This is a genomic window from Mesorhizobium sp. M0983 (assembly GCF_040318975.1).
Taxonomy (GTDB): Bacteria; Pseudomonadota; Alphaproteobacteria; order Rhizobiales; family Rhizobiaceae; genus Mesorhizobium.
Map to the genome: position 1 here is coordinate 541,788 of NZ_JAMYNH010000002.1, position 12,263 is coordinate 554,050.

Consider the following 12,263-nt stretch of genomic DNA (forward strand, 5'->3'; position numbering starts at 1 on the left):
CGCCCAGCGCCCTATGAATTACTTCACGACGGCGCCAACGATGGCATCCCAGTTCGTGCTGATTTCCTTCTTGGCAGCGTTCTGTTCGTCCAAAGTAGGGAAGACCGCGTTTTCATAGTTCTCGGCGGCCGGCAGCTTGTCCAGCATCTCCTTCGGGATCACGCCCTTCTTGGCGAGATCGTTGAAGCGGATCGGGTGGCAGTAGCCCTTCAGCCAACCGAGCTGGCCTTCGTCCGAATAGAGATACTCCATCCACAACTTGGCGGCATTCGGGTGCGGCGCATAGGCACTGATCGCCTGAACGTAGACGCCTGCGACCACCGCTCCCTTTGGCACGACGATTTCAATTTCCGGATTGCCGGCCATCTTGTCGCGCATGGCAAGCAGGTTGTAGTCCCAGTTCATCACGATCGGCGTCGTGCCCTGGGCGACAGCTGCCGCTTCAGCGTCGACCGGCACGAAGTTGCCGGCATCGTTGAGCTGCTTGAAGAATTGCAGACCCTTGGCGGCGGCGTCCTGGCCGCCGGTACCACCAGCCGCGAGGCCCGAGGCGTAGACCGACATGACGGCGTTGTTCGACGTGCGCGGGTCACCGGCGAGCGCCACCGAGTTGGCATATTCCGGCTTCTGCAGGTCAGCCCAGTCCTGTGGCGCGTTCTGCACGACGGCTTTGTTCACGCCGAAGGCGAGCACGCCGTAGTAGTCGCCGGTCCAGAAGCCATCGGCATCCTTGGCGCTGTCAGGGATCGTATCCCAGGTCGACACCTTGTAGGGTTGGATCAGGTTATCTGCCTTGGCGGACGGGCCGAAAGACAGGCCGACGTCGATGACATCAGGCGCCTGCGGGCCTTTATTGTCCTTGTTGGCCTTGATCGCCTCGATCTCGTCGCCGGAGCCGGCATCGGGATTGAGTTCGTTGACGGTGATCCCCGGATATTTTGCCTTGAAGCCGGCGATGACGTCGCCATAGCCGCACCAGCTGTGCGGCAGCGCGATCGTGGTGAGCTGGCCTTCCGCCTTGGCTGCGGCGACCAGTTCATCCATGGACTGGGCCGACGAGATGGCAGAGGTCGCCATCAGGGCGACGGCCGAAAGGGAAAGCAGTTTTCCCGTGAATTTGAACATGTGTTCTCTCCGTTGAACTGACGCCGTTGGACGCCTGCGATGCGGTATCGTTTTCGTGTGACAGCCAGATGAAAGCTTTGTGAAAGCGATGCCCTGCAGTACGAAAAAGTAAACTCTTTTTAACCGGCTGTAGCAATCGCTACGCCGTTATTTTTCCGGCTAACTAGTTTCGGCCTTGCCTTTCATCCTTTCCCCCTTTCTTCGCCTCGTTTTTCCCAATTGGATTTGCAATGCTGAAGTTGCCTCAGACGGCGCCGGCGATGGCGTTTTCCAGCAGCGTCAGCGCCGCCTTCTTGGTCAGCTTGACCGGGTTGCCGCCGGCGGTCGGATCGACCACCGCCATGTCGGCGATCAGGCCCTTGCGCTTCTTGTCCATGTCGAGCCCCTTGATCAGGCCGGGCAGCGCGTGCGGCACCTTGAGCTCCTTGCGCAGCTTGACGATCGCCTTGGCAAAGCCGTTGAAGCCGCCCTTGATGCCGCAATAGGCGGCGAGCCGGGCGATGCGCGGCTCGATCGCCTCGCGGTTGAAGGCCAGCACATAGGGCATGAACACGGCGTTGGTCATGCCGTGGTGGGTGTCGTAAAGCGCGCCGATCGGATGCGACAGCGAATGAATGGCGCCAAGCCCTTTCTGGAAGGCGGCGGCCCCCATGGCGGCGGCACTCATCATATTGGCGCGGGCAACCAGATCCTTACCATTGGCATAGGCTTTCGGCAGGTTTTCGAAGACCAGCCTGATGCCTTCCACGGCGATGCCGTCGGCCATCGGGTGATAGCCCGGCGCGCAATAGGCTTCGAGGCAGTGGGCGAGCGCATCCATGCCGGTGCCGGCGGTGATGAAGCCCGGCATGCCGACCGACAGCTCCGGATCGGCGATGACGATCGCCGGCAAAAGCTTCGGATGGAAGATGACCTTCTTGGTGTGGGTCGCTTCATTGGTGATGACGCCGGCGCGGCCGACCTCCGAACCGGTGCCGGCCGTGGTCGGCACGGCGATGATCGGCGCGATCGCATCGGCATCGGCGCGCGTCCACCAGTCGCCGACATCCTCGAAATCCCAGACCGGTCGCGTCTGCCCTGCCTGGAAGGCGATCAGCTTGCCGAGGTCGAGCGCCGAGCCGCCGCCAAAGGCGATGACGCCGTCATGCTTGCCCTTCTTGAACACGGCGATGCCGGCGGTCAGGTTGGAATCGACCGGGTTCGGCTTGACCTCGGAAAACACGCCATACGGCACCTTGGCGTCGTCGAGGATCTTCAGCGTCGAGGCCACCACCGGCAGCTTGGCCAGTCCCGGGTCGGTGACGAACAGCGGCCGCTTGATGCCGGTCGCCGCCAGCACCTCCGGCAGTTCCTTGATGCGTCCGGCGCCGAAGCGGACGGTCGTAGGGTAATTCCATTTAGAAACGAGTTTTGTCATTTCGACCTTCTGACTGCTTTCATGCTCTCGGATGTCGTTAATTCACAAAGGTATTGGCCACACGGTCTGACCGCATCATATACGGAATCCAGATGGCTGCGGCCCAGACCGAACGGTAAATGTCGCGCATCGTTTCTTTATCGAACGCATCGTCCAGCGATGGAAAGCTGTCGGGAAAAGCCAGATACCCGGCCCATGAATCGAGAACGGAATATATCGGCATCGCGAATGCCCAAATCATGTACCAGCCGGGGAATATCTGCCAGCGCTTGAACATGAAGAACAATAATAGGGCCGGGGCTGTAAGGTTTAGTATGCCGGATATCACCAATTCGGCAACAATCAGCACACCTTGGGACAAACTGAAGGCCTGCCAGTTCTGTAACATGCCGAGATAGTCGGTATTGTGCAATTGTACCAACCCTAGTATCGGGGTGAGCATCAACCCGAGCATCGGCAGGACAAGCCAGCCGCCGATACCCTCGGGACCTTCACGATCCGGCAGCGCCGATTGTTGCGTATCCGCCATTACTCCCTCTCAACAGCGATCGTTGGCTTGCCGATCGCCACCTTAGATCACCTCGCGCAGATGGTATGATTTCGGCCTGGTCAGATTGTCGTAGCCGATGGCCGACAGTGCCGCACCCTTGCCGGTGTCCTTGACGCCGGTCCAGACCAGCGCCGGATCGAGATAGTCGCAGCGGTTCATGAACACGGTGCCGGTCTCGACGCGGTCGCCGATCGCCGCCGCATGGTCCGTGTCGCGCGTCCAGATCGAGGCCGTCAGCCCATAGGGGCTGTCGTTCATCAGCGCGATCGCCTCCTCATCGTTGCGCACCTTCATGATACCGACGATCGGGCCAAAGCTTTCCTCGCGCATCACGCTCATCTGGTGGTCGACCTGGGTAAGCACTTCCGGCGCCAGATAGGGCGAGCCTTGCCTGTCGTTAGCCACCTTCATGTCGATGTGCGCCTTGGCGCCCTTGCGTAGCGCCTCCGCCTTTTGCTCGCGGATCAGGTCGGCGAAGCGCGCCTGCGCCATCGGCCCCATGGTGGTCGCCTGGTCGAGTGGATTGCCGACGACGTAGTTCCTGGTCTCGGCGATGAAGCCTTCGACGAATTCGTCGTAGACCTTCTCGTGGACATAGACGCGCTCGATGCCGCAGCAGCACTGGCCGGAATTGAAGAAGGCGCCGTCGACCAGATTGGCAACGGCATGGTCCATCTTGGCGTCCGGCAGCACATAGGCCGGATCCTTGCCGCCAAGCTCGAGGCCGAGCGTCATGAAGGTGCCCGCCGCCGCCTTTTCGATGGCGCGGCCGCCGGCGACCGAGCCGGTAAAGTTGACATGGTCGATCTTGCCGGAGCCGAGCAGCCTTTCGGTCTGCGCATGGTTCAGAACGAGGTTCTGGAACAGGCCCTTGGGCAGGCCGGCTCTGTCGAACGCCTGCTGAAACCGTTCGCCGACCAACAATGTCTGTGCCGCGTGCTTGAGGATGACGGCGCTGCCCGCCATCAGCGCCGGCACGATCGTGTTGACGGCAGTGAGATAGGGATAGTTCCACGGCGCGATCACCATGACCACGCCGAGCGGCACCTTCTTCACATAGCGGCGAAAGCCGTCCTTCGGGTTGGAGGCCATGACCGGCTTCAGTGCCGCCTCGGCGATCTCGACCATGTAGCTGACGCGTTCCCTGACGCCGCCGAACTCACCGCCATAGCGCACCGGCCGGCCCATCTGCCAGGCGATCTCCGGCACGATCTCGTCGCTCATGGCGACCAGCGCTTCCAGCATGGCAAGCATGTACTTGCCGCGCTCGACGACCGGCGTCTGCGCCCACTTCTCCTGCGCCGCCTTGGCGCGCTCGACCGCGGCACCGATCGCCTGGTCCGTGGCCAGAGGCCGTTCGGCATAGATCGAACCGTCGATGGGGGATTTTATCTTGACCGTTTCGGTCATGCCTTGGGTCCTCGCATTCTACAATAATTCTCGTTGGTCACGCCGCTCTGGAAGGGACGAAACACCGGCGTTGGCCCCGTTCTTCACAGCGAGCGGGTAAAGGTGAGGGACGGGCGGCGCCGACATTGCCAGGTCATTTAATACCGCTCGAACCCCCTGTGCAGTTCCCAGTCCGTAATCCGGCGGTCGTATTCGAACTGTTCCCAGTGTGCCGTGTGGACGTAGTGTTCCAGCACATCGTCGCCGAGTGCCTGCCTCAGCATCTTCGATTCCACCAGCGTCGCGGTAGCGTCGCGCAATGTCTTTGGAATTTCAGGCAACTGCGAGGCCTGGTAGGCGTCGCCGACGAAGGGCTTCTGCAGTTCAAGCTTTTCATCGATGCCGGCAAGCCCGGCCGCGATCAGCGCGGCGAAAGCCAGATAGGGGTTCAAATCGGCACCGCCGATGCGGCATTCCATGCGGATGCCCTTGGTGCCCTCGCCGCAAAGACGGAAACCGGCGGTGCGGTTGTCCTCGCTCCACATGATCTTGGTCGGCGCAAAGGTGCCGGCCTGGAAGCGCTTGTAGGAGTTGATGTAGGGCGCCAGGAACCAGGTGAATTCCTTGGCATATTTGAGCTGGCCGGCTGCCCATTGCTGGCCGAGCGTCGACAGCGTCCACTCGGCATTTTTGTCGTAGAACAACGGCGTCTTGCCGTCGGCGCTCCACAGCGAATTGTGGATGTGGCTGGAATTGCCGGCGAGCCCGTAATTGTACTTGGCCATGAACGAGATCGCCTTGCCTTCGGACTCGGCGATTTCCTTGGCGCCGTTCTTCAGGATGACGTGGCGGTCGGCCATGTCGAGCGCTTCAGCATAGCGAACATTGATCTCTTCCTGGCCGGGACCCCACTCGCCCTTGGAATTCTCGATCGGAATGCCAGCCGCCTCCATTTCGTTGCGCAGCCGGCGCATGACGCCTTCTTCCTTGGTGGTGATGCCGATCTGGTAGTCGCCGATGTAGGGCGATGCCGTCTCGAGGCCCTGCCAGTGCTTCCTGCGGGCGGAATCGTAGGTCTCGCTGAACAGGTAGAATTCGAGCTCGGACGCGAAATAGCCGATATAGCCGCGCTCCTGCAGCCGCTTGACCTGCTTCTTCAGCATGGCGCGCGGCGAATGCGCCAGGTCGTCATGGGTGTGGTGGTCGAGCACGTCGCAGATCACCAGCGCCGTCTTCTCCAGCCACGGAATGCGCCGCAGCGTCGCAAGGTCCGGCTTCATGACGAAATCGCCATAACCCTTCGACCAGCTCGCCGCCTTGTAGCCGGGCACCGGTTCCATATCGATATCGGCGGCCAGCAGGTAGTTGCAACCATGCGTCTCGTCATGCGCGGAATCGACGAAGTACCGGGCCAGGAACCGCTTTCCCACAAGCCGCCCCTGCATGTCGACGATGCAGGCCAGCACGGTGTCGACCTCACCGCTGGAAACCGCTTGCTTCAACTGATCGAACGAGAAATTTCCGGCCATTCTTACGGCACTCCAGCGCTTGTCGTTTTGAAAAGGGAATGAAACCATGGCCGGCGCGATGCCGGCCATGGTCATGAGAGAGCGTCAGGCGCCGGCTTCGCCGACAGCTATCTCGGCTGCCTTGATCGCCGCCTGGCGCTTCGCGATCTGGTCGCCGATGGGCGGACCCTGGAAGCGGCGGTTCTCGAAACCGAACCAAAGCACCGCAGTCAGTACAATGAAGCCCAGGGTGATATAGAGCACTTTGTCGTTCGGCGGCTGGATGGCGATGTAGAAGATGATCGCCATGCCGATGACCGACAGGATGCAAAACAGCTTGAACAGGCCGGCACCGAGATTCCATGGGCCGGGATTCGGCCATTTCGCCGTTCCGAAAGCCATCATGCCGAGCGCGATCGGAATGGTGAAGGACAGGAACAGGAACACCAGCGTCGAATTGACGACGATGGTGTAGATGTTGGTGCCGCCGATCGAAATGAACTGGGCAAGAAAGACATAGATGATCTCGAGGATCGCAGCTGTCCAGATGGCATTGACCGGCGTGCGCCAGGTTGGGCTGACTTTGGCGAGCCCGGCCGAACCGACCGGCATGCCGCCGTCGCGAGAGAAGGCAAACAGCATGCGCGAGGCCGAGGTCACCGTAGCGAGGCCGCAGAGGAACTGCGAGATCAGGATGGCCAGATAGAGCAGTGTCTTTAACCATCCTGGCAAGATCGCGTTCATGGTTTCGAAGAACACGGCCCACCCTTGCTTGGCGCCTGCCGCCATATCCGGAATTGCCAGCACGATCGCGCACAGCATCACCCAGCCGATCAGCGACGACCAGAGCACGGATGAAACGATTGCCCGCGGAACCGAGTGCGCCGCCCTCAACGTTTCTTCCGAGGTATGCGCCGACGCATCATAGCCAGTAATGGTGTAAACCGGCAGCAGCAGGCAGAGCAGGAAGAGATACGTCATGGAATCGGACTGCGGGAAAACACCGCCGCCCGCATCGCCCGAATAGTTCGTGAACGTCCACAACCGGGTGATGTCGATCGCTGGAGCAAACACCAGGCAGGCGACGATCAGCACCGCCGTCGCTCCGAGAATCAGGAAGCCGGACGCATCCGTCAGCATGGCGGTCAGCTTGATGCCGAAATGGTTGAACAGCGCCTGAAGGACCGTGATAATGGCAACAAAACCAACGACTTGAGCCGGAGACGCAACACCGTCGGTGGTAAGCCCTGCGCCGAAGGTCCCGTAGAAAAACAAAGACGTTCCGATGTTGATCGCGCCGAGCACGGTGATCAGGCCGAGCAAATTGAGCCATGCGGTAAGCCAGCCAGTGAAACGGTTCCCCAGAATGGATGCCCAGTGATAGAGGCCGCCGGCGGTCGGAAATGCCGAGGCGATCTGGGCCATGGCGAGCGCGAAAAATCCCGAAACCATGCACCCGACGATCCAGCCGATACCAGCGCCGGCGCCACCGATGGACGATGTCGCCTGCGCGAAGGAATTGATGCCGCCTGAGAGGATGCAGATGATCGAGAACGAGATCGCGAAATTCGAGAAGCGGCTCATGCTTCGCGACAGTTCCTGAGCATAGCCCATTCCGTGGAGAACTTTCAGGTCCTCCTTCTTGTCACCTTCGCTGTAACCCGGTGCTACCATTTTGAAGTCCCCTTTTGGTTTCTTAGCTGGCCGATTGAACTGACTTTCCGACTGCGCTTGGTCTGGAGGCCTTGGCCGCTTCGGGCTCCAGATTGAGAAAAATACCCGTGAGCAGATCCGCCCATTTCCGCTGCCCGGCTGCGCCGGAGATCTCGTCGTTGCGGATTTCGATCATTGCGCAGGGCAGCCCGCGCGAGCGGGCATGGCGTTCCAGCGTGAAATAGACGCGGTCGGCCGGCGAATAGGGTTCGTTGACGCCGACGGTGACGCCGGCGACCCGCTGCAGCGCCGCGATCAGCGGCGCCGCCAGCCGGCGGTCCTCGTCGTGGATAACGCCGATATGCCAGGGCCGGCTGCTGCCCTTGTAGACCGGGGTGAAAGAATGGACCGAGACCAGCCGCGTCTCCCGTCCGGCCGCCAGGCGCTCGTCGATGATCGTCGCGATCCGGTCGTGGAACGGCCGCCAAGCGAGCGCGATGCGCGCCTCCCGCTGATCGGCCGAAAGCCCCTGATTGGCCGGGACCACGGTTTTTTCGCTGGCGCTGACCGTCACTATCAGGTCCGGTGCATCGAGCGGGCGGTTGCAGTCGATGACGAGCCGCGAAATGCAGGTCTCGACCAGCGTCGCATCGAGTGCCTCGGCCATGCGGCGCGCCACCGGCAAGGCGCCGGGATCCCAGGCGATGTGGCGGGAAAGCTCCTCGGCGGCAAGTCCGAGCGTTCCGAATTCCGGCGGCAGGAAATTGGAGGCGTGGTCGCAGGTTAGCACGAAAGGGCTCAATCCGCCGGGGTTCGTCACCCTTACGGTTTCAGGCGATGCAAGGCTGGCGGGCCGTGCTGTCTCCATTGTCTGCCGTCCCCGGGGAGCGCTGTACCGTATGTTACGTATTTTGCCTCATTGCGTCCCTACGGATGATTTCATACAGTTTGGCCGGCTTTGTCAAACGCGATTTCGATAATGCGGTAACGGCCCGGCCAGGGTGGGGAAAAACATGGTTTCCAGCATTGCCGAACTGATCTCCGACCGCATCGGCACCATGCCGGCCGGCGAGCGGCGCGCAGCGCAAACGCTGATCGCCAGCTATCCGCTGATCGGGCTGAAGACGGTCGCCGAATTCTCGGCTGCCGCCGGCGTATCGTCGCCGACGATCCTGCGTTTCGTCGCCCGGCTCGGCTTCCAGAACTATCCGGAATTCCAGTCGGCGCTGCAGGACGAACTGGCGGCGCAATTGCAGTCGCCGGCCTCGCGCACGCTCAATCCGCCATCGCCGGGCAGCAGCGCCGTGTCGCCGATGCTGGAAGCGACGCTCGACAATATGCGCGAGACCTTCCGGCACCTTTCGGATAAGCAGCTTGCCGACATCGTCGCCAAGCTGGCCGACCGGCGCGGCAAGACATTCCTGATCGGTGGCCGCTTCACCGACCCGCTGGCGCGCTACATGGCCGCCCACCTCGCCATCATCCAGCCCAACGTTTTTCACCTCGGCGGGCAGGAAAGCGTCTGGCGCGACCGGCTGATCGACATGGGTAAACGCGACGTGCTGGTGATCTTCGACATCAGGCGCTACCAGGACAGCCTTGTCCGCTTCGCCGAGACGGCCAACCAGCGTGGCGTGCAGATCGTGCTGTTTACCGACCAGTGGCTGTCGCCGATCGCCCGCTTCGCCCGCCACGTCATCGCCGGGCGCACCGCCGTGCCTTCGGCCTGGGACTCATCCGCCGCACTTTTCGTCGTCGTCGAAACGCTGATCGGCGCCGTCACAAGGCAGCTCGAGGCCGACGGCACCAAACGCATCCGCGAGTTGGAAAGCCTACGGTAGAGCGGCCCTTCGGGCGAACGGTCTTCGTTGGGGTCTAGTCAACCAAAAGGCTGACCATCTGCAGGATCAGGATCAGCAAAAAGACGCCAAAGACAGACGCAAAGACCGCTGCCAACAGGACGATGCGTTGTTTCTTACCCACAGCTCCCTCGGGAAGGCATAGCTCCCCCACGATCACGAACGTCAGTCCTGCCTATCGCTCGGCTACCGTCCCAAGTCCTCAAGATCTGCCTGCGGCTTGGGCGGAGGAGTAATGACGAGTTGCTTCACGCGCGAAATGAACCGCTGGCCAAGGTGCTCGCTTAGGGGGACGGCTGCATCATTCATCCGACCCATGTCACGGCCGAATGACCACCTTGCTGCTGGGGCTTAACCATTTCAGCCGCAAGGCGTGCCATCGCCCCACTCCAGCTACTTTACCCGTGGCAAGGGTGATCGAAGTTCGGCTAGCCTTGGCGACGCGAAGCCGCTCATTGACCCACCATCAAACAGCGGTGAACTGCGCGGAGGAATTCGATGAGCTATCTGGACGAGCTGTTCTCAGTCGCCGGCAAGACGGCGCTGGTCACCGGCGCCGCCACCGGCATCGGCCGCATGGCGGCGACCGCTCTGGTCAGGGCCGGCGCCTCGGTGATGATTGCCTCGCGCAAGGGCGAGGATTGCGCCAAGGTAGCGGACGAGCTGAACGGGCTTGGGGCATCCGGCCGGGCCGAGGGTTTCGCCGGCGACGTCTCCAGCGAGGCCGGCATTGCAGCGCTTGTCGCCGAGGTCAGGGCGCGGACCGAACGGCTGCATATCCTGGTCAACAATGCCGGCATCTCCTGGGGCGCGCCGCTGGAAAGCTTTCCCTATCATGCCTGGGCCAAGGTGTTCGGCGTCAACGTCACTGCGGTCTTCTATGTGACGCGCGAATTGCTGCCTCTGCTCGAGGCTGCTGCCAGCGAGGCCGACCCGGCCCGGGTGATCAATCTCGGATCGGTGATGGGCACGCAGCCTTTGGCCGAAGACGCTTACTCCTACTCGGCCTCGAAGGCTGCGGTTCACCACCTGACACGCATCCTGGCGATCGAGTTGGCCGCCCGACGCATCACCGTCAACGCCTTTGCGCCCGGCCCTTTCCAGAGCCGGATGACGGCCTTCGCCACCGGCACCGAAGACCAGGCAAGACATGTCGGCAACCACGTTCCGATCGGCCGCATCGGCGCGCCGGATGACATTGCCGGCGCAACGCTCTATTTGTGCAGCCGTGCCGGCAGCTATGTCACCGGCGCCATCCTGCTGATCGATGGCGGGCAGTCGGTGCAACACGGGCTGACATTGTTCAAGGAATGAGACGCACGCCATCCGGCGAGTGAAATGCCGGGGGTGAAGATGGAGGACATCAGCGTGGAACCGATCAGTCTCGATGTGCTTCTGGCCAACGTCGGCAAGGAAGTCGGCGTGTCGCCATGGCGGGTGGTCACGCAGCGCATGATCGACCAGTTCGCCGATGCCACCGACGACCATCAGTTCATCCATTGCGATCCGGAGCGCGCCAGGCGCGAGACGCCGTTCGGCGGCACCATCGCGCACGGCTTCCTGTCGCTTTCGCTGTTGTCGGCAATGACCTTCGAAACCATGCCGCCGCTGGAAAACAGCAAGATGGGCGTCAATCACGGCTTCGATTCGCTGCGCTTCCTGGCGCCGGTGAAAACCGGCTCGCGCATCCGCACCCGCTTCGTGCTGGCCGATGTCAAGGTCAGGCCGTCGGGCTGGGTGCAGACTGCGCACGACGTGACGATCGAGATCGAGGGCTCGAAAAAACCGGCGCTGACCGCGCGCTGGCTGACGCTGACGCTGATCGAACGCCAGCCGGAAGCGGTTTGACTGGCATCCGGGCCTGGGAACCTAAATCTATTTGGCTTCGGCCGCGACGTACTTCATGTGGCGGCTCACCTGCAGCGCAATGTAGACGACCAATGAGCAACCGATTGGGAACACGATCTCGTTGAGGCCGGTTGCGATAGCCTGTGGCAGTGCCAGGGCAGCGTCGTTCGCCGCGGCCGTCTCAATCGTCAGCACCGTGATGCCGCCACCGAATACCGCGCCTATCAGGGCGCCTGCCAGCGCGAAATGAAGCGGTCGGGGTTCTTCCTTCGATGCCAGCGACGCCAGTATCCAGCCGAGCAGCCCGTATTCGATCGCCCGCAGGACGCCCAGCGTCGTGAGCGACAGGATGGCCGGCTTTGCCGCCGCGTCGAGCGCGCTGACCATGACCTTTTGCGTCCCCTTGGCGATGCCCATGGCCAGCGGTGCCGAGATCGCGGCGATCAGGCCGCCGAGCGAGGCTCGCACTTTGGCGAGCGCCGTGCCGAGGCTGACGCCGGCGCAGACGAAGAACGACCAGGTCACGCCTTGCGCCAGTTCGATCAGGATCAGCGTCGTCGCCGGGTAGGAACCTGCCGCAAATCTGACGGTCAGAATGAGAGCCTCCATGGCGAAGCCGAGCGCGATCGCCAGCCATGCGACCATGACGACGCGCCTGAGCGCCATCCTGGCGCGATGGGAAAGCGGGTTCACGTCCGGCACGCCGGACGAAAGCTCAGTCAGGGCCATGTTGGCCTCCCAGATCACAATTCTTGCAGAGCCGCGAATTAGCGTTTGTCTGTAACAGTCCGATGTTGCCGGCTTTATTGCCGGGTTACATCGTTTTGTGACGTCAAGCTTCTGCTTCGTGCCACCCTTGCCCGACGTCGTACAGCGTATATATGCTGCATCCAGCCATCAGTTATTAAAGGCAG

At 61.9% G+C, this 12,263-nt stretch carries 12 protein-coding genes; 3 read left to right on the forward strand and 9 right to left on the reverse strand.

Annotated elements, in window-relative coordinates; all coding sequences use genetic code 11:
• Positions 1 to 18 precede the first annotated feature (18 nt).
• The 7 genes from NKH71_RS06225 to NKH71_RS06255 form a co-directional block, all read right to left on the reverse strand.
• On the reverse strand, positions 19 to 1,125 hold the full coding sequence (locus tag NKH71_RS06225; protein ID WP_352642888.1) for an ABC transporter substrate-binding protein: 1,107 nt from the start codon (positions 1,123 to 1,125) through the stop codon (positions 19 to 21).
• A gap of 244 nt (positions 1,126 to 1,369) precedes the next feature.
• Positions 1,370 to 2,542, reverse strand: a complete 1,173-nt coding sequence (locus NKH71_RS06230; RefSeq protein WP_352590548.1) for an iron-containing alcohol dehydrogenase — start codon at positions 2,540 to 2,542, stop codon at positions 1,370 to 1,372.
• 37 nt (positions 2,543 to 2,579) lie between these two features.
• The gene (locus tag NKH71_RS06235) at positions 2,580 to 3,071 is read right to left on the reverse strand and encodes a DUF2569 domain-containing protein (RefSeq protein WP_352791363.1); all 492 of its coding nucleotides are present in this window, start codon (positions 3,069 to 3,071) and stop codon (positions 2,580 to 2,582) included.
• Positions 3,072 to 3,113: 42 nt separating this feature from the next.
• A complete protein-coding gene (locus NKH71_RS06240; protein WP_352642886.1) occupies positions 3,114 to 4,502 on the reverse strand; it encodes an aldehyde dehydrogenase family protein in 1,389 nt (462 codons plus the stop codon).
• Positions 4,503 to 4,639: 137 nt separating this feature from the next.
• Positions 4,640 to 6,010 carry a glutamine synthetase family protein gene (locus NKH71_RS06245; RefSeq protein ID WP_352815552.1) on the reverse strand — a complete coding sequence of 457 codons (1,371 nt, stop codon included), beginning with the start codon at positions 6,008 to 6,010 and terminating at the stop codon, positions 4,640 to 4,642.
• An 84-nt stretch (positions 6,011 to 6,094) separates the two neighbouring features.
• Positions 6,095 to 7,663 (reverse strand): amino acid permease, encoded by a 1,569-nt coding sequence (locus NKH71_RS06250; RefSeq protein WP_352484627.1) that lies wholly within the window; start codon positions 7,661 to 7,663, stop codon positions 6,095 to 6,097.
• A gap of 22 nt (positions 7,664 to 7,685) precedes the next feature.
• Positions 7,686 to 8,510, reverse strand: a complete 825-nt coding sequence (locus tag NKH71_RS06255) for an N-formylglutamate amidohydrolase (RefSeq protein ID WP_352484629.1) — start codon at positions 8,508 to 8,510, stop codon at positions 7,686 to 7,688.
• A 145-nt stretch (positions 8,511 to 8,655) separates the two neighbouring features.
• On the opposite strand from NKH71_RS06255, the gene NKH71_RS06260 reads away from it, so the two are divergent.
• Positions 8,656 to 9,483 (forward strand): MurR/RpiR family transcriptional regulator, encoded by an 828-nt coding sequence (locus tag NKH71_RS06260; protein WP_023719035.1) that lies wholly within the window; start codon positions 8,656 to 8,658, stop codon positions 9,481 to 9,483.
• Positions 9,484 to 9,517: 34 nt separating this feature from the next.
• Here NKH71_RS06260 and NKH71_RS06265 read toward each other — a convergent pair whose 3' ends face one another.
• On the reverse strand, positions 9,518 to 9,661 hold the full coding sequence (locus tag NKH71_RS06265; protein ID WP_352484631.1) for a hypothetical protein: 144 nt from the start codon (positions 9,659 to 9,661) through the stop codon (positions 9,518 to 9,520).
• A 338-nt stretch (positions 9,662 to 9,999) separates the two neighbouring features.
• On the opposite strand from NKH71_RS06265, the gene NKH71_RS06270 reads away from it, so the two are divergent.
• Both NKH71_RS06270 and NKH71_RS06275 read left to right on the forward strand, forming a co-directional pair.
• Positions 10,000 to 10,815: an SDR family oxidoreductase gene (locus tag NKH71_RS06270; RefSeq protein ID WP_352894654.1), complete on the forward strand. Its 816-nt coding sequence runs from the start codon at positions 10,000 to 10,002 to the stop codon at positions 10,813 to 10,815.
• A gap of 39 nt (positions 10,816 to 10,854) precedes the next feature.
• The gene (locus NKH71_RS06275) at positions 10,855 to 11,349 is read left to right on the forward strand and encodes a MaoC family dehydratase (protein ID WP_031194015.1); all 495 of its coding nucleotides are present in this window, start codon (positions 10,855 to 10,857) and stop codon (positions 11,347 to 11,349) included.
• A gap of 27 nt (positions 11,350 to 11,376) precedes the next feature.
• On the opposite strand, the gene NKH71_RS06280 is transcribed toward NKH71_RS06275, so the two are convergent.
• Positions 11,377 to 12,078, reverse strand: coding sequence for a hypothetical protein (locus tag NKH71_RS06280; protein WP_156948069.1), 702 nt, complete (start codon positions 12,076 to 12,078; stop codon positions 11,377 to 11,379).
• Positions 12,079 to 12,263: the final 185 nt, after the last annotated feature.

What these genes read in the sequence shown, in the direction of transcription:
- NKH71_RS06270 (WP_352894654.1), top strand. Translation starts at nt 10,000, where the DNA reads ATGAGCTATCTGGACGAGCTGTTCTCAGTCGCCGGCAAGACGGCGCTG.
- NKH71_RS06240 (WP_352642886.1), bottom strand. Translation starts at nt 4,502, where the DNA reads ATGACCGAAACGGTCAAGATAAAATCCCCCATCGACGGTTCGATCTAT.
- NKH71_RS06280 (WP_156948069.1), bottom strand. Translation starts at nt 12,078, where the DNA reads ATGGCCCTGACTGAGCTTTCGTCCGGCGTGCCGGACGTGAACCCGCTT.
- NKH71_RS06275 (WP_031194015.1), top strand. Translation starts at nt 10,855, where the DNA reads ATGGAGGACATCAGCGTGGAACCGATCAGTCTCGATGTGCTTCTGGCC.
- NKH71_RS06230 (WP_352590548.1), bottom strand. Translation starts at nt 2,542, where the DNA reads ATGACAAAACTCGTTTCTAAATGGAATTACCCTACGACCGTCCGCTTC.
- NKH71_RS06260 (WP_023719035.1), top strand. Translation starts at nt 8,656, where the DNA reads ATGGTTTCCAGCATTGCCGAACTGATCTCCGACCGCATCGGCACCATG.
- NKH71_RS06250 (WP_352484627.1), bottom strand. Translation starts at nt 7,663, where the DNA reads ATGGTAGCACCGGGTTACAGCGAAGGTGACAAGAAGGAGGACCTGAAA.
- NKH71_RS06255 (WP_352484629.1), bottom strand. Translation starts at nt 8,510, where the DNA reads ATGGAGACAGCACGGCCCGCCAGCCTTGCATCGCCTGAAACCGTAAGG.
- NKH71_RS06225 (WP_352642888.1), bottom strand. Translation starts at nt 1,125, where the DNA reads ATGTTCAAATTCACGGGAAAACTGCTTTCCCTTTCGGCCGTCGCCCTG.
- NKH71_RS06245 (WP_352815552.1), bottom strand. Translation starts at nt 6,010, where the DNA reads ATGGCCGGAAATTTCTCGTTCGATCAGTTGAAGCAAGCGGTTTCCAGC.
- NKH71_RS06235 (WP_352791363.1), bottom strand. Translation starts at nt 3,071, where the DNA reads ATGGCGGATACGCAACAATCGGCGCTGCCGGATCGTGAAGGTCCCGAG.